The sequence below is a fragment of the Microcoleus sp. Pol11C2 genome (assembly GCF_036701505.1).
GTDB lineage: Bacteria > Cyanobacteriota > Cyanobacteriia > Cyanobacteriales > Microcoleaceae > Microcoleus.
Map to the genome: position 1 here is coordinate 37,135 of NZ_JAUBQX010000028.1, position 18,591 is coordinate 55,725.

The 18,591-nt window shown below is 44.9% G+C and carries 16 protein-coding genes; 1 reads left to right on the plus strand and 15 read right to left on the minus strand.

Features of this window, described 5'->3' with window-relative positions; genetic code table 11:
- Positions 1 to 84: 84 nt before the first annotated feature.
- Entirely contained in the window at positions 85 to 954 is an 870-nt protein-coding gene (locus QUA42_RS16985; protein ID WP_333138434.1) for a lipid kinase, read from the minus strand.
- Between the two features lie 228 nt (positions 955 to 1,182).
- Here QUA42_RS16985 and QUA42_RS16990 point away from each other — a divergent pair, with 228 nt between their 5' ends.
- Complete coding sequence (locus tag QUA42_RS16990) at positions 1,183 to 2,481, plus strand: HEAT repeat domain-containing protein (RefSeq protein ID WP_333138435.1); 1,299 nt, start codon at positions 1,183 to 1,185, stop codon at positions 2,479 to 2,481.
- Positions 2,482 to 2,611: 130 nt separating this feature from the next.
- Here QUA42_RS16990 and QUA42_RS16995 read toward each other — a convergent pair whose 3' ends face one another.
- From QUA42_RS16995 to QUA42_RS17060, 14 genes are all read right to left on the minus strand, one after another.
- Complete coding sequence (locus QUA42_RS16995) at positions 2,612 to 3,748, minus strand: DegT/DnrJ/EryC1/StrS family aminotransferase (protein ID WP_333138437.1); 1,137 nt, start codon at positions 3,746 to 3,748, stop codon at positions 2,612 to 2,614.
- A gap of 153 nt (positions 3,749 to 3,901) precedes the next feature.
- Positions 3,902 to 4,540: an acetyltransferase gene (locus tag QUA42_RS17000; RefSeq protein WP_333138439.1), complete on the minus strand. Its 639-nt coding sequence runs from the start codon at positions 4,538 to 4,540 to the stop codon at positions 3,902 to 3,904.
- Between the two features lie 12 nt (positions 4,541 to 4,552).
- A complete protein-coding gene (locus tag QUA42_RS17005; RefSeq protein ID WP_333138441.1) occupies positions 4,553 to 4,855 on the minus strand; it encodes a sugar transferase in 303 nt (100 codons plus the stop codon).
- 100 nt (positions 4,856 to 4,955) lie between these two features.
- On the minus strand, positions 4,956 to 5,201 hold the full coding sequence (locus QUA42_RS17010; RefSeq protein ID WP_333138444.1) for a hypothetical protein: 246 nt from the start codon (positions 5,199 to 5,201) through the stop codon (positions 4,956 to 4,958).
- A 173-nt stretch (positions 5,202 to 5,374) separates the two neighbouring features.
- Entirely contained in the window at positions 5,375 to 6,046 is a 672-nt protein-coding gene (locus tag QUA42_RS17015) for a sugar transferase (RefSeq protein ID WP_333138446.1), read from the minus strand.
- A gap of 165 nt (positions 6,047 to 6,211) precedes the next feature.
- On the minus strand, positions 6,212 to 6,403 hold the full coding sequence (locus QUA42_RS17020; RefSeq protein ID WP_333138448.1) for a hypothetical protein: 192 nt from the start codon (positions 6,401 to 6,403) through the stop codon (positions 6,212 to 6,214).
- Positions 6,404 to 6,854: 451 nt separating this feature from the next.
- A complete protein-coding gene (locus tag QUA42_RS17025) occupies positions 6,855 to 7,841 on the minus strand; it encodes an ATP-grasp domain-containing protein (protein ID WP_333138450.1) in 987 nt (328 codons plus the stop codon).
- Positions 7,842 to 7,903: 62 nt separating this feature from the next.
- The gene (locus QUA42_RS17030) at positions 7,904 to 9,064 is read right to left on the minus strand and encodes a glycosyltransferase (RefSeq protein ID WP_333138452.1); all 1,161 of its coding nucleotides are present in this window, start codon (positions 9,062 to 9,064) and stop codon (positions 7,904 to 7,906) included.
- An 80-nt stretch (positions 9,065 to 9,144) separates the two neighbouring features.
- Complete coding sequence (locus QUA42_RS17035) at positions 9,145 to 10,341, minus strand: glycosyltransferase family 4 protein (RefSeq protein WP_333138454.1); 1,197 nt, start codon at positions 10,339 to 10,341, stop codon at positions 9,145 to 9,147.
- 113 nt (positions 10,342 to 10,454) lie between these two features.
- Positions 10,455 to 11,678 carry a hypothetical protein gene (locus QUA42_RS17040; RefSeq protein WP_333138456.1) on the minus strand — a complete coding sequence of 408 codons (1,224 nt, stop codon included), beginning with the start codon at positions 11,676 to 11,678 and terminating at the stop codon, positions 10,455 to 10,457.
- Between the two features lie 83 nt (positions 11,679 to 11,761).
- The gene (locus QUA42_RS17045) at positions 11,762 to 12,946 is read right to left on the minus strand and encodes an O-antigen ligase family protein (RefSeq protein ID WP_333138458.1); all 1,185 of its coding nucleotides are present in this window, start codon (positions 12,944 to 12,946) and stop codon (positions 11,762 to 11,764) included.
- A 45-nt stretch (positions 12,947 to 12,991) separates the two neighbouring features.
- The gene (locus tag QUA42_RS17050; RefSeq protein WP_333138459.1) at positions 12,992 to 14,188 is read right to left on the minus strand and encodes a glycosyltransferase family 1 protein; all 1,197 of its coding nucleotides are present in this window, start codon (positions 14,186 to 14,188) and stop codon (positions 12,992 to 12,994) included.
- Positions 14,136 to 15,470 (minus strand): hypothetical protein, encoded by a 1,335-nt coding sequence (locus QUA42_RS17055; RefSeq protein ID WP_333138461.1) that lies wholly within the window; start codon positions 15,468 to 15,470, stop codon positions 14,136 to 14,138. Before QUA42_RS17055 ends, QUA42_RS17050 begins: the two co-directional genes overlap by 53 nt.
- A gap of 80 nt (positions 15,471 to 15,550) precedes the next feature.
- Positions 15,551 to 18,328 (minus strand): polysaccharide biosynthesis protein, encoded by a 2,778-nt coding sequence (locus QUA42_RS17060; protein ID WP_333138463.1) that lies wholly within the window; start codon positions 18,326 to 18,328, stop codon positions 15,551 to 15,553.
- Positions 18,329 to 18,591 lie beyond the last annotated feature (263 nt).

Genomic DNA, 18,591 nt, shown 5'->3' on the forward strand with positions numbered 1-18,591 from the left:
AGTGTGGCACCTGCCTCTTGCCCGTAGCTAATATATGAAAAGGCTTCCCGGCTTGTTCGACAACATAATTATATTAGTTGTGAGTCATGAAGGAGCTATAACTGCTAAAGCTTGGGGAATCACTCGGAATTTGGCAGGGGTGTAAGTTGTGATTTCACCGTCAGTATTAATCGGACGGCGTTTGCTAGTATTAACCTCAAATTCTTGAGCTTGCAACGTGCGAACGTTAGGCCGACTTGTATGATTGCCTTGCTTCATAGCCGGCAGCAAAGCAATGATTTCCCACCAGTTTTTTGTTTCCAAACTGTACAAATCCAGTCGCCTGTCGTCGATTGTGGCATCCTCGGCAACTGTCATGCCGCCGCCGTAATAGCGGCCGTTGCCAATGGCAATTTGAATAGTTTTAACATAAAAAAATTGGTTGTTTACCTTAATTTCGGCTCGAAACGGTCGCGCTGACAAAATTGTCTGCAAAGCAGTAAAAGCATAAGCTAAAACTCCCCAGCGCTGCTTGGCATTTTTAGTCAGCCGCTGGGTAATTTGCACGCTCAATCCCAAACTCGCAACATTAAAAAAATGTTGGCCGTTTACCCAACCCAAGTCTATTAGCCGAACTTTACCGCTAGCAATTACTTGACAAGCTGCTGATAAATCTGTAGGAATTCCCAGAGTGCGGGCTAGGTCGTTAGCTGTTCCCATCGGCAAAATACCCAAGGGTAACTTGGTGTCTATCAAACCTTCTATGGCAGCGTTGAGAGTGCCGTCGCCACCCCCAATTATTACTAATTCGACTCGATTTGGGTAGCGACGAATAGTGTCGGAAAGTTGGTGGGCGTGGTCGGTAGATTCTACCATTAACTCAAAACCCAGTGCTTCTAATTCTACAGTGGCTTGAGATAATAGCTTTTGCCCTTTTCGGGAGTGCTGGTTTACTAGAAGTAGAGCTTTCTTCATTTGTTGATTTTTAATTAGGAAGATTGCGTATTTTAAATTACAAAAAGTAGAGCTTGATGCCTTAACTGCATGAAATTAATGCTTTACTTCCATTTTACCAGTTATGATGGATTGACAAAAATGTTAAAAAATGGATAATTGTAGCAAAAGATTCGTAAAAAGTAGCTTTCTCGCGCTCTGACCTAGCAGCAAAAAATCTCGCTTCTCGATCAAACTTAATTTAAAATTATGTATAATTTTTTACAAAAAGCGCAAGTCGCTGCCGATCACCAAAACTGGCCTGGGTTAGTCGAATGCTTGCAGCAAGTGACAGCCAAGGGCGGCAAGCCGCAGGAACAAGACATTTTAGAGCAAGCTGTCAGTTTAGCAATAGAAGCCTTAGAATGGGGAGATTTTCAAGACCGCTGGGAAATTGCTAAAGTATTGCCAAATCTGGGAAATGGCGCGATCGCACCTTTAATTGCCGTACTCGAAGACGAAGACGCAGACACCGAACCCCGGTGGTTCGCCGCCCGCATTCTCGGAAAGTTCGATCGCCCGGAAGTGATTCAAGCTTTAGTAGAATTGGTCAAAAATTCCGACGAAGAATTGAGCCAAATTGCCGCCGAAACCCTAGGGAATTTCGGCCCGACAGCCATAGAATCCCTCGCAACTCTCCTACTCCAAGAAGACTCGCGACAGTTTGCCACAGCAGCACTCGCCCAAATTCGGCGCACCGAAACCATCCCACCGCTGTTGAGCGTAGTCGGAGACTCTCAAATTGCGGTACGCGCGCACGCAATCGAGGCCCTGAGCAGCTTTCACGACTCCCGCATCCCGCCGGTACTGGTAGCAGCACTCAAAGATCCGGCGACAGCAGTCAGAAAAGAAGCCGTGCGAGCTCTCGGGGTGCGCGCCTATTTAGACGCAGAATTAGATTTAGTTAACTTGCTAAAACCGTTGCTTTCGGACATTCGATTAGAAGTTTGTCAGCAAGCGGCGATCGCGATCGGGCGAGTGAAAACCGATGCTGCAGCGGCTGCTTTATTTGAATTGCTGCGCTCACCCACAACTCCGGTTGAATTGCAAATCGAAACTGTGCGCGCCCTAAGCTGGAGCGAAACCGCAGTCGCTTTAGAATATTTGCAGCAAACCTTAATGGCGCAATTTACTAACATAAATTCTACTGTTTATCAAGAGATAGTCACTGTTTTAGGGCGAGTAGAAAAGCATGAATTAAAAGCTGCTGCTGCTGAAATTCTGATTGATTTGCTGAAAACCGGTCATCCGGCCGTGCAGGAGGCAGTTACCAAAAAATCTTTAGCTTTAGGTTTAGGAAAATTAGGAGATATGAGAGGGCTAGATGCTCTGATTCCAATGTTGGGCGACGCAGACAGCAGCGTCAGGCTGCACTGCATGGCAGCGATCAAACAGCTAGGTGCTGCCGAGGTCAGGCAGAAATTAGAAAGCTTAGTTAAGCAAGACAATCTCGAACCAAGATTGAAACAGGGAATTGCGATCGCCCTGCAAGAATGGCAAGAAAATTAATCACAATATAGAAAACCCAACTCCCCAACTTCTTGAAAAAGTCGGGGATCTAATAGCGATCGCATCTTTCTTCTTCCTGACCTCCGTTACATCCGTTAGAGAATCTGTTGCCGAACTTCCTGCGGCTAGATCATCGATTTTTTTTGTGAATTTTGGCGATCGCACTTGTCACCCGCTCTAAATCTTCATCAGTTAAATTAGAGCCAGAAGGCAAACAAAGCCCGTACTCAAATAACTCTTCAGCCACCGCACCGCCCAAACATTCGCAATCAGCAAATACGGGCTGTAAGTGTAAAGGTTTCCAAACCGGACGCGCTTCTATTTTCTCTTGAGCAAGCGCTAGGCGAACTTGTTCTCTATCTGCACCGAAAGCGGCCGGAGCGATCGTTAAACAAGTCAGCCAGCGAGTAGCTGTGCCAAAAGCAGCTTCTGGCATAAATTCAATTCCCGGCAAGTTTCCTAAAGCTTGTTTGTAAAAGTCAAAATTGCGTCGTCTAGCTTCCACTCGCTCCTCCAAAACCCGTAATTGACCGCGACCAATTCCCGCCAAAACATTGCTGAGACGATAATTGTAGCCAATTGCTGAATGTTGGTAATGAGGAGCGGTATCACGGGCTTGTGTTGCCAAAAAACGAGCTTTTTCTACCAGTTTTTGGTCATCTGAAACTAACATTCCTCCGCCGGAAGTGGTGATTATTTTATTGCCGTTGAATGAGAAAATGCCGATTTTACCAAAGCTTCCAGGCGATCGGTTTTTATAGGTAGCCCCTAGAGATTCTGCCGCATCTTCTATTAGGGGAATTTCATAAGCATTACAAGCTGCCAGAATTGGGTCGATATCACAACTTTGACCGTAGAGGTGTACGATTACAACAGCTTTGGGTAATTTACCAATTTTTGCTCGTTTGTCAAGTGCTTCTCGGAACAAATCGGGGTTGAGATTCCAAGAAGTGCGATCGCTATCAATAAAAACAGGTTTTGCGCCAAGATAAGTAATCGGGCTAGCAGTTGCAATAAAGGTCAGAGTAGAGCAAAAAACCTCATCTCCCGAACCGACACCAATTAATTGTAAAGCCAAATGCAAAGCTGCGGTACCGGAACTAACAGCCGCTGCGTGTTTGGCGCCAACTACCTCGCAGAATTCTTGCTCGAAAGCATCCACATGGGGGCCGACGGGGGCGATCCAGTTGGTATCAAAGGCTTCTTTGACGAACTCTTGTTCGAGGGAACCCATGTGAGGTGTTGAGAGGAGGATTTGTTTTGTCATTTTTCAGCTAAGTTGATAATGAATTATTGAAAATGCTAATTTCTTAAATTATTTTCCCTCGATCAATTTTATAGCACTACAGCAGCCACAATAAAATGGTTCCCATAAATATAAATAACGCAAGTAAAGTAACATTTATGATGTAAATAAATATTACGGGAAGTAATTACGATCGACAATTTTGGCTGGGCAACCGTAGGCTAAGCAATGGGAAGGCAGAGAGTGAATAACTACTGAACCGGCTCCACAGGTTGTTCCGTCTCCAATTTCTACGCCTGGACAAACTTTAGTACCAACACCTAATAAAACACCTCTACCCAAACGAACTTGACCAGCAAGAGAACAGCCAGGAGCGATGTGGCAGTAATCATCAATAATACAATCGTGGTCAATAGTTGTACCAGTATTAATAATAACGTGATGGTTAATTTTGGTTTCACTGTTGATAGCAGTATTAGCCATAATGACGGTACCCGAAGCAATTTCAACTCCTACTAATGCAATTTGTGCCGAAGGGTGAATTGCCGTTGTGAAAGAATATCCCAGATTGGTGATTTTCTGAGTTATATACTGACGGGTACGATTATTACCGATAGCAGCAATCCATTGACTGTTTTCAGTATTGATTTTTATCAATTTTTCTGCTGCTAAGTAGATTGGAGTACCATAAATTTCTGTAATTCCTCGCGGTGGGTTATCATCAACAATTGCGGTAATTACTTGTTGCTGGCGAGATAAAATATCTATAATAACTTTGGCGTGTCCGCCGCAACCATACAAATAGGTATTCATATAGCCTCACCTCTACTCGTTTGACTTCCTGTTTCCTGAAAATTCATTCATACTTGCTTGGTTGGGATGGGAGATACCTCTATGTTTTATGACTTCTATGGGAGTTAACAAGAGAATTTTGAAGTCAAGCAACAAACTCCCGTGAGCGAAATACCAAACATCTAGGTTAAATTTCTCTTCCCTACTAATAACATTGCGACCGTTAATCTGCGCCCAACCCCTAATACCTGGTTTAGCTTCATGACGGCGTGCTTGTTGCGGGCTATAACGCTCCAAGTATTCTAGCAGCAAAGGGCGAGGGCCAACAAAGCTCATATCACCTTTAAGAACGTTCCAGAGTTGGGGAAGTTCGTCTAAACTGGTTTAGCGCAGAAATTTACTGATGGCGGTGATTCGCTGTACGTCGGGGAGAAGATTACCATCGGCGTCGCGATCGCTCCTCCGAAGTGCGAAACTTGTAGAATTGGAAAAGTTCGCCGCCAAACGGAAAATCACGAGCGAGTACAGCACAGTGTTTTTGCAGGTCGCTTTTACCTATACCCTTGGTATCCATCCACAGCCTAATGCAGCTATTTCGGACAAATTGATCGGTACGAATTGCTTCGTCTACGGCTGCAAACTGATTTAATTTTTCTAAGGTTTTGAAGTCAAAAAAAAGCATTTTTACCTCCTATCTTATAGGATACTACCTGGAAGAGGTTTTTGGGAATTGCTACAAACTTTATTGATAAATTAAAAGCCGTCATAGAAGGACAGGGGTTTAGACCCCTTAATTCCGGAAAAATTTCATTAGCCCGTTCTTTTGCCCAGTATCGGACTTAAATAAACGAACCCCTACCGAATATCACTGCTAGTTTTGCCCTCATCAAGAAGACCTGTGAATTCAGGGGCTGTAGCATAGCCTTCTCGGTTAATTCCGTCTCTTTTCAAGACTTTCAATACTGTCAGAAACATAATTTTCAAGTCTAACCACAGAGTCCAATTATCGACATACCAAACATCAAGTTTAAATTTAGCATCCCAGCTAATAGCATTGCGACCATTGACTTGAGCCCAACCCGTAATTCCCGGCATAGCTTCGTGGCGACGTGCTTGTTCTGGAGTATAGCGATCGAGGTATTTTACGAGTAAAGGACGAGGGCCAACAAAGCTCATATCACCTTTAAGAACGTTCCCGAGTTGAGGCAGTTCGTCCAGACTTGTTTTGCGAAAAAATTGACCTAGGGGTATGAGACGCTGTTCGGTAGGCAGCAAATTACCATCAGCATCGCAATCGCTTGTCATAGTGCGAAACTTGTAGAAATTGAAAACGCGACCGTTTTTACCGGGACGGGGTTGGCAGAAAAAGATTGGCCTGCCCATGCGGATGTAAATGGCGATCGCAACCATTAACATTACGGGAGAGAAAACTGCCAGCGCGATCGCAGCCACTAATCTATCTAATATTGCCTTTAGCAGTCTGCTGTATTTACTGAAACTCTTGGTAGAAGCAACTTCTGAATTCATGATCACCATCCTTTTGAGCTTAAAAAATCTGTCAATTCCTTCACGAACATTTTTAAACTTTAGGTTCTTAAAAGACGAACTCTAATTCGCGATCGCCCCCAAATTCAGAACCGGCATTATTACCACACTCAAGACAAAGTTCATGAATCGATCATAAAATTGTCTCTAGTTCAGCCAAGGAAAGAATTGTGCGATCGGCTTCATAGCCCGGTGCTGGTGGAGTCTTGCCATACTCTCATCTTGACGAGCGATTTGAACAGTCAGCAAACTCACTTTCTTGGCCGTGACGAAATATTGGTGAGGACTATCTCCTACATCGACGCATTTTAAGCCTTGAAACCCCCTGAATTTCCTCACTTTTAAGTAGTAGGGTACTGGGCGGCAATTCCAGTTTTTTATACCGTATTAATCGCTGTCAATGATAGTATCACAACTCTTTGCTATGTGCAATGCTTCTACTTTATTGCGTTGAGTTGTTAGGTAGCCATTTGTGATCGCGCCTAGTTTCTTGTTACCTTTAAAATAGTTGAGCGCCGAGCCTCGCTATACAGAGATATTTGCGGCTTACGTTGTCGATAAAGTGGGATGCTCTCCTGAATTATGGGAGGGTCATTCTCAATGCTAATTTCTGCTAAAGCTAAATTAAAAATTTAGCCTCGGTTTCCTGGTACAAAAAACTTCCAAGCGATTTCAAAAAAGCCCGCAACCGCATATTTATTTAGTATCCACTCCCCGACTGCTTGAAATCCGCTCCGCAAAAATTCGCGTTCGGGGAACAGAGGATCATCTACATCAAAGACGGTAACTTTTATCCTGCGATCATTTCCTTTGTTACAAAAATTGCCTCGTCGTACCGCAGCATGACAACTCCATCCTGCCAATCGTCAATTTTAATTTCAAGGTTCTTCCCCAAAACCATTTCGATAATCCAGAGAGGGAAATTAGCTCCGGCTTCAAATGCGAGAGGAAATCCTCCGCCAAATCGTGGATTAATTTCAATAAATTTAATCTCACCGCTGGCGAGCAAAAAACATTGCACCGTAATGCAGCCTATGGCACCGGGCAATGACTCAGCCACCTTTTTTCCAGCCTCCATCAAGGCGAGATTTTTAACGGTTATCCCCTTACTAATTTCCCCAGCTCTGGTTTCAATGCGGAGCCGGGGAACCACCGATCGCACCTTTCCTTGAAAATCCACTAAAATATCTAATGTGTATTCTTCACCTATGAGAAATCCCTGAATAATCGCATTAGCAATGTACCCTCTAAAAAATTCCAACTCTTTAGCATTTGTGACCTTATTTACTCCCACACTGCAACTGCCGTTCGCAGGTTTAATCAGAAAAGGATAACAAGCGTTAGGATCGGCCAGAATCTTGTCTCCGTCTAACAATTCAGGGGTGGGAACACCAATCTCTTTGAAAAAGTTAAAAGTATTACGTTTGTCATAACAAATCTCATTGGTTTCAGGAGAACAGACGAGTAGGGTAACGCCTTTCGATTCAAATTTTTGTCGGTGAAGCGAGAGCAAATACAGTTCCGGGTCTATCAGCGAAATCAGCAGCTTAATTTGATGCTTTTGACAAATTCCTAGCAAGATATTGATGTAATTGGCATCAGTAATGCGGGGCACAAGTTCTGAAACATCAGCCGCGAAAGCAGCAGGAGCATTCTTCTGAGAATCTGTCGTGACAATAATGCCAGGAACTCCTAGATTGCTCAAAACTTTTTTGAACAATTGAATTAGTGCTACCCTTCTGCCTGCACTGGTGAAAAGAATGTTGAAAGCATCCATAAGTTCTAACCTTGTTGATTTTTCGGTAAAAATTCTGGCTTTTTTGCGTATTCGCAAAGATTTTACCAGCGTGTAGAACTTGATGCGTTCTCAGACAAAGCCTCGCTATACAAACTTTCGTACAGCTTTATGATTTGTGGCGCGTCATAATTAACCATATCCTTTCGTCCGCGCTTCCCCATCTTTTGAGCTTCGTCTGGACGATCTAAAATCCATGCCATTGCTTCAGCCATTCCGTTGATATCTCCCACTTTTACCAGCCGCCCATTTCCGTCTACTAATAAATCGCGAGTGCCGCGAATTTCTGTACCAATGACAGGGGTTTCCATGCACAAAGATTCCATCACGCAATTGGGAAGTCCTTCGTGTGCAGAAGCAATCAAAGTAGCTACAGACGCACGCATTAAAACTGGGATATCCCTCCGTCGCCCCAAAAAATGCACTTGGTTTTGAATTTCTAACTTGGCTGCGAGTTGCTGCATTTCCTGGAAAATTCGTCCATTTCCGGCGAAGGCTAAATGTACTTGAGGCCGACCGAGTTGGGCAAATGCCTTTAAAATATCCCCAGGACGTTTGCGGGGAATAAATTCAGCTACCGACAAAAACAAAGAGTTTTCCGGGGCTAATCCCAACTCTTGACGTACTCCCATTATTTCAGCTTCGGAAATAGCATGGGGATTAAAGCGATCGAGATTTAAACCTGTTCCGGGGATATAACGAACTCGATCGGGAGAAATGAGTTTATAGCGCTTTGCTGCGTACTCATCTTCCCGATTCACTACTACTAAATAGTCTGTCCAAGGCCCAGCAATCTTTTCTAGTCCCAAGAATATAGCATTTTTATGGGGTGCGCCTCCCTGGTAGAAGTGAAAACCTTGAGCAGTGTAGATTACCTTGAATTTTCCCTGCTTTCTCCAATTGTTAAGAGCATAGCGGGCAACAAAAGCAGCTACTGGCGTGGAAACATTTACTAAATTGTATTGTTGCTGAGCAAAAACCTGACGAATTTGTTGGGGAGCCGCGAGCAAGTTTTTGGGATCTAGGGGGTTGCGCGACCACTCAATATCCCAAACGCGATCGAAAAAATGTGCATATTCCTCGCTAGTAGAAAGTTCTTTTGCCATTGCATCCACCTGCCAGCCTTGACTGCGTAGGTGCTCGGTTAGAGGCAGGAAAAATTTAAGAGTAGATGGAATAGTGGTGATAATTAGCAGGCTCTTCATGATGGCTCCTCAATTTCCTCGTAAACGCTAGTCGGCATAAAATTAATCGCTTATTAAATCTGACCAAAATTGAGACAATCCTAGTTTTTTTGCTCCAACCAAGCTTCAGTCATCTCTCGCACGTAGCGGTAAAATTCATTTCGCTGCTCGCGGAGGGCTTCATCGCGGTACTCTATGGATTTTTGCAAATTGCGGGCCGACATCCGAGCCATGCGTTCCGGGTTAGTCGTCACCTCTCGGATTTTGCTCGCCAAAGCTGCTACATCACCGGGGGGTACTAAATCTTCCGGGGGGAGCAGTTCTGGGATGCCGCCCACTGTTGAACCGATGCAGGGTAATGCGCGCGCCATTGCTTCCACCATTGCTCTAGGTAAACCTTCTTGATGGGAAGGAAGAACGAAAATGTCAGCTAGATCCAACTGATTTCGCACCGCATCACCTGCAGTCAACTGACCTTTGAAACAAACCCGATCGCCCAAACCGTGTCCTTGAGCTCGCGCTTCCAGTTTTTGACGATACTGGCCGTCTCCAACTAGAACCAACTTGATATCTAGTCCTTCCGCGACGCAAACAGCAACGGCATCGATGAGTACATCGGGAGCTTTGTAAAGTTGAGCCAAACTCGCCAGTGTAATCAAGGTCAGCGACTGCTTTTCCTGAAAGCCCGAGCGCGGTGTTGCCACAAATGCTGAATCCGGCAATTCCGTCATCGAATAGTGAGCGGTAAAAACCCCTGGAGCGGGCGGATATCGGCGCTGGAGAGCCTTTTCTGTAATGTAAGCAGCCGCGCTAGCGTTCGCGCACTGATCTCTAAGCCGACGCGGCGACAACCAGCGGAAGAACGGGCGCAGAGGGCTTTTGACGGAGCCGGGAGCGAATACGTCGTAAGGGTCGGCGATGACATAAATGCCGTAGGGATGGCCCCTCCGGCGCAACATCGGTTCGATACAGGACGAAATTTGAGAAGAAAGATAAAAAATCACAGCATCCTCTGTGCGGACAGCTTTTCTGGCAGCCTGCTGAACTTGCCTGGCCTTCAAGAGGTACTGCCACGGGCCTATATAGTAAGGTATTGCTGCAAAGGAAACTCTTTCCCCGTCAGCTCGCTTCCAGTCAGAAGGCACTTCAGGTACGTCGCGCACGCGGGCTACTGCCAGGATCTCGTCAAATACCTCAAAGTAACGCTGCCAGTAGGAATGGGCGAACATTGTCTGCGTCCACACTGCCCCGTCGGGCGTGCGAACAAAGCGGTGTTCAACAGCTACAACTACTCTCATACAATCGATAACTCCTTTAACAAAAACATTTCTACATTGGATTCATAAGTGGTTTGCTGTCATTCATTGTGCCAATAGCGATCGCATCGATCGGTCATGGCACTCTGGTATCGTCACAGAATAAGTCTGTAAACGTGAACGTCTAAAGGGTCGATCGACCCAAAAAGTTTACCTTCCTTGACTGCCATACCCGCAGGTCGATTTTGAAACATCGAGCGCGCTTCGCTAACTGCGATCGGAAGTTCAAGTGCTACTTCTATTGGTTTCCCGTAATTGCTGTTGACGACAACAGCGACAGCTTGGTTTTCGCGCCTCCATACCCCCGCTACTATATTCGACATCTTGGTATCAATTTTTTGGAACTCTCCATCAAGCAATAGCGGACTAATAGATTTCAATTCAGGCACTAAAGATTTAACTCCCTCCCACAAATCCCGGTTGTCTGGCAAATGCCAAACCTCATCGTGATAAGTGTAAAAGAGAATCCCTTTTGTCCCTGCAAGCAAAGCTTGATAGGTCATATTTCGCACTTCTTGAAATGTAGGGGCTTGAGAACCCTCGTATTTTTTAGAAGGGTGCAAGTCCCAGTTATATGTTTGTAAATTAGCATAAGTGGAGCGATTGAATTTTGCAGCGGCTGCCCGTGCATTTGATATGTCAGAATAAGTGGCAGGCAATTCTTTTGGTTTCCTCCATTTAATCGGATAAGATTGCCTAGCAATGACATCAGAACAATTGGCAAACTGCTGGAGTTTATTTGAGTAGCCGCTAACATAAGTGATGTGGTTGGGATCTGCTGTCTTCGCTTGCTCGTGAGATTTCAACAGATTGTCTACACTCCATTTGCCGTTGTCAACATCGTCAGCTATACTCCAGCCGAGTACTGCTGGTTTTTGCTTAAAGGCGTTGATTAAATTCAGGAGTCCGATGGAATTTTGCTCTGTTAAAACATATACTCCCAGCCGCTCTGCTTCGTCTAAAAATTCTCCATAATCATCTAGGTTGGTAGCCGAAGCGTGAATTGTGTTAAATCCAGCAGCAGCGATGTCGCGGAGTGCCGACTTGCGCTCTTGGGCGGTCGATTCCCAGGAAACATGATAGAAACCGAAGGGAAAAAATGGTTTGTTGTCAATCACCGTAGTTCCGTCAACCCTAGTTTCTACTATTCGCTGGTTTTTGGGAGTTTGAGTGATAGGTGCGGCAACAGCAGCAGGACATGATGAGCCAACCTTTAAAATCTGAGAATAAGCTAAAGCCAAAATAATTCCCGATATTAAGAAAGATGCGAATAGCGTTAATCCTCGCAATTTATTATTTTTAGGGTTTCTGTGATTCATGTCGGCGTTTTTCATTCAGGGCTGATTGTCACAAATCATTCAAATCAGAAGTATATTTTTTTTTAATGATACCTTCTGCCTTCCTACTGCTGCATTTTCCCGGTGAGCGGCCTTGATATCACAATACCTATAGACAGCATATAGGCAAGTGTCATGGCATTACCTAATGAGCCAAACATCCCTTCAGCCATAGACAAAAACCAGAAGCATACTGTAATCAGGAAGGGAGCGATCGCAGCACAATCCTCTTTGGCATAAGTTTTGAAATAGGCGTAAGTATAGAAAAAACTGGCGATCGCAAAAGCGACTAGCAAATTTGCTGCTATAATGCCATTTTGTCCAATGACTTCAATAATTGTATTGTGTCCTCCCAGTCCAAAGTTTAACTGAAAGTATTTGCTGCCGTGACCCAGTAAATCTGATTCATCTAATGTCTGTCCCCAGATGCGATCTCTTCCGCTCAAACCTTCCTTAGCTTCAAAGTTGTTGTTGAGACTCTTATTCATAGCCTCAATTTGTTCACCTCCAAATAGCAAGACTGCCGTCACAGCCACAGTGGCGAGCGCTATCATTCTTTTTACTGCTTTGGGATTTTTTACAAACTGGCTAAAAAACATAGAAAACATGATAAAACATACTATCATTGAAGTCCTAGAGTTGGCTAAAATTATCAGCACAAAAAGGCTCAACAGAGCAGCAGATATCGGCAATAAATACCGCGCATCTTTTTTTGCAGACCAAGCACCAATCAACAAAATAAATAAACCAGCAGACATTGTGGCACAGGTAAATCCCATTTGATTCGAGTTGGCAAATACCCCACGATACAGCGTACCATTCCCCGGAGGATGCGACACAAGAGACGTAACAATATAGGGAATGTGGCCGATGAAAAGTCCCAGTCCCATTAGCAAGTTGGCATTTTCTTTCATCGCCTTTGGGACAGCATTAAACAGAATTAACGGTACAGCAATCATTTGCCACAATCCGTCCCTAAAAATAGTTGTGTCATTGTTAGCAAGTCCCGATATGAGTAATCCGCAGCCGAATAGAATCCACAGCAAGAGGAGAGGTCGAGCTTGACGGTGGAAACCCCACTGTTTAAAGGGGGACATGAGGATGAGGATTAGTAAACTTGAGGCAACTAACAGATAGCGCAATTTGAGGACGGCTGGATCGAGGGGAATATTATAACTGCCCAAGCTAATCAGAGATGTACCACCAAATAGCACAGATAGCGCGATAACTATAATGACTTGTATTAGCATAAATTGAATAAGTGATTTAAGACGAGCTATCCGATGGGATTGATCTCAGGAGTTGGAGAGATTAGCCTCGTAAACCTCTGTCAGCTTTTTGACGCTGGTTAGTATATTGAAATGGCTGTTTTCAACGACAGCTAAGGCATCTCTTTGGCTAATTGCGGATGCGTCGCTTCTTGCTGACATAACCGCTTCTGCCCAAATTGATGCGGGTTTCGACAGGGAAATTCGTTGCAGCAGAGGTCTGACTAAATCAGCTTCTTCAGGAACAACATCTGAGAAAATGCAGGGTAGTCCGGCTGCTTGTGCCTCGATTAATACTAAGCCCAAACCTTCGTGGAGGGATGGAAATAGAAATACATCTACAGCCTTTAACATTAGTCGGGGTACGTCAGACCTATTGCCGACAAAGGTGACGCAATCGCTCAAACCCATTTGCACAACTTTCTGTTCGATATCCGAACGCAGTGAACCGTCTCCGATCAGCAACAGGTGCATTTTCACTTCTTGTTTCGCAACTTCTGCTGCAATTTCTAGCAGGAACAGATGATTTTTTTGTGTTTCAAATCTGCCGATATGACCGATCACAAAAGCATCGGCAGGAATGCCGAATTCAGCGCGAACGCTGATCGAATCTACCTGATCGTAGAACGGTTTCAGCTCAACGCCGTAGTCAAGCACCTGCCAGCGGGTGTCAGTTTTCCAAGCTGCACCGAATAGATCCGCTACAGCATTACAACTGCATCCCAGACCAACTGTTGAGCACCAGGAAATCGACCATTTGGTTAAACTTAGATACAACTGCCGATTTAATCCTGCTTTGGCATCAATTGCAGAGGTATCGTTATGGCTGTGGGCAATGCGGACAGGTACTCCTGCTTGTTTCGCCAAATAGAGAACGTAACCGCTAAAGTGGTGGACATGACTGTGAACAATGTCATAGGGCCCGTATTCGCGTAGAATTCGTTTAAAGTTGCGACCGTAAAGCCAAGGTTTTGACGGAGAGAGGCACGGGATAATCTTGCTACCAAGAGCACAAGCTTCGTCATCGTAAGGACAGGGTTTCTCAGTGTGAACTAGAAAGTCCATCTGGAAGCGATCGCGATCGATATGTCTCAAAACGTGCATCAGCCAAGTTTCTACTCCGCCCCGATTCATTCCGCCGACGACATGAAGAATACGGATGGGACGCTGCTTAGTCAATATTTGATTTTGTTCCTTGATATCTGTCGAGTCTGTATACTGCATAAGCAATCACTGCAAAACTAAAAACTGCTTGAACGATCGCCCCAACGATCAGCGCGATTACGGCCCCTTGCACTCCCATCGTCGGAATTAACCAAAGACAAGCGAGCCCAGAAGCCCCTGTCACTAAAGCAAACAAAGGCATTTGCACTTGAAAGTACCTAGCTGCCGTCATCCCGTAACCCAAGAAGGATGACACATAGCTAATACCTGCAACCACCATTAGCCAGGCGAACAAATCAGCTCGCTCGCCATACTCCGGTTTATAGAGTAAAGTTAGGATTTGCCTGCCGGCAACAACAGCGACAAAAACGCCTCCCGCACCTAACATCAAGCCAACCCCCACCAGCTTAAACAAAAGTGTGCGAAAAGCAGTGCTATTTCCCGCTGCATAATATTTTGCCAGCCGCGGACTAGCAGACTGCGCTAGGGCACTGACTACCATGTTCCCTGCTACCATCAGGTAAGATATTGCAGAGAAAATCCCCAGTTCGCGTTCGCCCAAATACCGCTCGAGAAAGTATCGAGGAATGTTAGTATTCAGGGAAATTAACATCATCACCAAACCCAGAGGTAAAGCCAGCCAAACTAACTTGGCCAAAGTTTTTCCCTCCCAGCGGGGGTACAAGGGATTTTGGCTGTTTGCAGGTTCAGCATCGACCACTAATAAATCTTCTCGATCTCTCCCCTGCGAAGAATTCTTTAAAATTAATCTACCATTGCGAAGATCCCAGCCGAATAGGACTAAACCCCACGCAACTGCTAATCCGATCGCTCCCCCTACAACACTCCCAGTCAGAGAAACTCCGATGCCTAAAAGTAATAACGACAAAGGCCCTTTAATAATCAAGGCGATCGCAATTCGATCCATCCGTTCGTGTTGTTGAATCAAGCCGTAAAATACATCGCTGATCGACTCAAAAGCCTTTGCCAGGGCGATCGCCAATATCACCTGCGAAGTCTCCCACCGATATCCAGCTTTGAGCGTAATTCCGGCAATTATCAAGAGTGCTAGCGCGGTTGCAATTAACCTCAGACCCAGATAATCGCTAAAAACATACTCCCCTTTGGCATCTGTTGCTTGGAGCTGACGCAATTGGAGATTGCTAAACATGATCACAGGCGCTGTCACCGCCAGACCCAAGGTAAATTGACCCACCATTTCAGGACTGCCCAATTTAGCAAGCAACACCAACATCCCCCACTGGGAAGCCGCATAAACGAGGTGTCCAGTGAAAGTCCATGAAAAATTTCGGCGTAATGTTAGTGGTTTCAACTGTTGCATTACTAGCTAATTACCTGCTTGCTAAGTGGTGGATTTCCTATCGTGTATTTCCCATTGCAAAGTTATTCACAAATGCCCCATTAATTTTGAGCAACCTTAGCCCTAATCAATTTCCCTACCGCCGCACCTTCCACAGGCTCCGAGAAAAAGTATCCCTGTCCGTAGACGCAATCCAGGGATTTTAGCTGAGCTATTTGCCACTTCGTTTCTACTCCTGTGGCAATCATGTCCATACCTAACTCTTGAGTGATTGCAACAATTTTATGAAGAACTTCTAAGTTGGGGTTGCTAGCATCCAGCCCGCTGACTAGAGAGCAATCTAGCTTCAAACTGTCGAATTTCCCATACTTCAGCCGCGTCAATTGGTAAAGGTGAGTTAAGGATACATCACTAAGACCGCAGTGGTCTATTTGTACTTGCAACCCTAAAGTTTTAAGTTTGAAAAAAACAGCTCCAGCCAACTCGGAATTTTCCGTCACAACATCTTCAGAAATTTCTAACCTCAAACTCGGAGCATCGAGATGTGTTTCCTTCAATATTTTGGAAATCGTCTCGATTAAGTCAGCGTGGAAAAACTGTTGGCTAGCCAGATTCACGCTGACTGTTAAAGGAGAGTCAAGACGAAATTGCGACTGCCAAACCCGCATCTGGCTGCAAGCTTGCCGCAGCACCCACTCGCCAATAGGAACAATCAAGCCAGTTTCTTCTGCAGCTGGTAGGAATTCGTCTGGCCAAAGCAAACCTCGATTCGGGTGCTGCCAGCGCAACAGCGCTTCAAAACCACTAATTTGAGAGGTTTCCAGGCAGACGATCGGCTGATAGTGCATCCGAAACTCCTCATTGGCAAGAGCCATCCGTAAATCATTCTCTAACTGAACAGCTCCTGCACTGCTAATCTTTGCCACAGCGGTTGTTTTTTGGGCTTTATTGACGTGCAAATTGGTAGTTGAATACCCTTGTACATATTCAGGCACTAAATGTTGTAGCATTGAAACAATTAAATTTTCATCATTGCGATCGCTCGCTTGACAAAGGGCTTCTACTTCCTGGTCAATATTTTCTTTGACTAGGCGGCTGGCATTGCCAAGACTGAGAATTTTTTCGTGTTTAGTGCGGTTGTATTTCTCGCCCGGAATAAACAGCTCTTCAAACAATTTTTCTCCCGGCCGCAGCCCTGTAAACGCGATTTCTATGTCTTTGCCCACTTCATATCCTGAGAGCTGAATCAAATCTTTTGCTAAATCAAAAATTCTAACTGGTTCCCCCATCTCAAGCATGAATACTTCCCCGCCACTGCCGATGACTGCCGCCTGCAAAACCAGTTGAACAGCCTCGGGAATTGTCATGAAATAGCGAGTGATATCTGGATGGGTAATTGTGATCGGCCCGCCCTCAGCAATTTGTCGCTGGAAAGTAGGTACGACACTACCCCTGCTGCCAAGAACATTACCGAAACGAACCACTACAAACGGGTTTTTACTTTTTTTGGCTGCTTGCAACACCAGCATTTCGGCAACTCTTTTGCTAGCTCCCATAATGCTAGTTGGATTCACCGCTTTGTCGGTGGAAATCATCACAAATTGTTCCACATTGTATTTCAATGCCAGATCCAGCAGATTTTTCGTGCCCCGCACATTGTTAGTAATCGCTTCCGGCGGGTTTAATTCCATCATGGGTACGTGTTTGTGAGCTGCCGCATGAAAAATGATGTCTGGTCTTATTGTTATAAAAAGGTACTCTAAGCGATCGCGAAAGCGAATATCGGCCATAAAGGCTGTCACGCGAGTAATATGTGTTTGGGTTTGGCTGTTTTTTTTGAGTTCAGACAGGACTTTTCCTAATTCTTGTTGAATGTTGAATACAGAATTTTCTCCGTGTCCGACGATGATGATTTCCGTAGGAGCGCACTTTAATATTTGCCGACAAAGTTCGCTGCCGATGGAGCCGCCCGCACCAGTAATGAGAACTTTCTTGCCTCCAATCAATCCCAAGACTTTCTCAACATCGGTTTGAATGGGTTCGCGGCGGAGCAAGTCCTCAATCTGTACTTCTCTGAGGCTACCTAAACTGACACCACCTTGGATGATTTCATTGAGGCCGGGGAGGGTGCTGGTGGGAATTCCAATTGACTGACAAATTTCTACGATTTCCCTAATCTCTTTTCCCGGAGCTGAGGGGATGGCAATTATTACTTTGGCGATATTTAGCGATCGAACTACTTCGGGAATGCTATAACGATTGCCGACTACAGTTAGTTTGCGAATCCGCTTGGTGATTTTTTTTGGGTCGTCGTCAACGAAAGCGATTGGATCGAGTCCTACCTCCGGGCTCCTCTGCATCGTTTGCATCATAGATGTGCCTGCACTGCCTGCACCGACTATCAGGATCCGATCGCCTTGCTGAACTTTCCACGGTTTTTGGTACCATCTTTCGAGGGCTGGAATGCTGAAACGAATGGCTGCAACTAACAAAAAGCTTATGATAGCGTCTAGTAGCGGCAGCGAGCGTGGCAGATTTGCGATCGGCGAATTATTTAGCTGGTAGAGTTGTTGGAAGAAAATAATTTCCACTGCTAGGGATATACCTATCAGCATCGTTATTTGTGCCATTTCTTCCAGACCCGCATACTGCCAGTAACGCTTGTACAAGCCGCCGCCATAAAATACTGTAAGCTTGACTGCTAAAAATAATACTGTAACTACCGCTAGGCTCTGTAAGTAGGGAGCCAGATTCAATATGCCATCTAAACGAATTTCCAGAGCCAATAACGGTGCGATCGCCAAACAAATTGCATCGATTATCAAAAAATGACGGGTTCTTAACCCCACCAACACTTTGCTAATTTTTTTTCTGATCATATCTATCATACTCTATTACACAAAAACTTTACTAAAACTCTATCTACTACCTACTAATGCTGAGGGATTTTTATTAGACCACCCTGACCGCTGAAATTAATCACCCTTTCTTTTACTCGGGCATCACTCAAGTGATATCATTAAGGCGATTACCAAGAATATTTCCCGCCTCCTATTTTTAATTTTTTTTATTGTATTAAGTTTTGTTATCTTAATGCTGTGTCTATCTTATTCTCATACTGGTTTGATTGCTCGTAAATTTA

Coding starts and splice junctions, on each gene's coding strand:
- QUA42_RS16985 (WP_333138434.1), bottom strand. CDS start 954: ATGAAGAAAGCTCTACTTCTAGTAAACCAGCACTCCCGAAAAGGGCAA.
- QUA42_RS16990 (WP_333138435.1), top strand. CDS start 1,183: ATGTATAATTTTTTACAAAAAGCGCAAGTCGCTGCCGATCACCAAAAC.
- QUA42_RS16995 (WP_333138437.1), bottom strand. CDS start 3,748: ATGACAAAACAAATCCTCCTCTCAACACCTCACATGGGTTCCCTCGAA.
- QUA42_RS17000 (WP_333138439.1), bottom strand. CDS start 4,540: ATGAATACCTATTTGTATGGTTGCGGCGGACACGCCAAAGTTATTATA.
- QUA42_RS17005 (WP_333138441.1), bottom strand. CDS start 4,855: ATGAGCTTTGTTGGCCCTCGCCCTTTGCTGCTAGAATACTTGGAGCGT.
- QUA42_RS17010 (WP_333138444.1), bottom strand. CDS start 5,201: ATGCTTTTTTTTGACTTCAAAACCTTAGAAAAATTAAATCAGTTTGCA.
- QUA42_RS17015 (WP_333138446.1), bottom strand. CDS start 6,046: ATGAATTCAGAAGTTGCTTCTACCAAGAGTTTCAGTAAATACAGCAGA.
- QUA42_RS17025 (WP_333138450.1), bottom strand. CDS start 7,841: ATGGATGCTTTCAACATTCTTTTCACCAGTGCAGGCAGAAGGGTAGCA.
- QUA42_RS17030 (WP_333138452.1), bottom strand. CDS start 9,064: ATGAAGAGCCTGCTAATTATCACCACTATTCCATCTACTCTTAAATTT.
- QUA42_RS17035 (WP_333138454.1), bottom strand. CDS start 10,341: ATGAGAGTAGTTGTAGCTGTTGAACACCGCTTTGTTCGCACGCCCGAC.
- QUA42_RS17040 (WP_333138456.1), bottom strand. CDS start 11,678: ATGAATCACAGAAACCCTAAAAATAATAAATTGCGAGGATTAACGCTA.
- QUA42_RS17045 (WP_333138458.1), bottom strand. CDS start 12,946: ATGCTAATACAAGTCATTATAGTTATCGCGCTATCTGTGCTATTTGGT.
- QUA42_RS17050 (WP_333138459.1), bottom strand. CDS start 14,188: ATGCAGTATACAGACTCGACAGATATCAAGGAACAAAATCAAATATTG.
- QUA42_RS17055 (WP_333138461.1), bottom strand. CDS start 15,470: ATGCAACAGTTGAAACCACTAACATTACGCCGAAATTTTTCATGGACT.
- QUA42_RS17060 (WP_333138463.1), bottom strand. CDS start 18,328: ATGATCAGAAAAAAAATTAGCAAAGTGTTGGTGGGGTTAAGAACCCGT.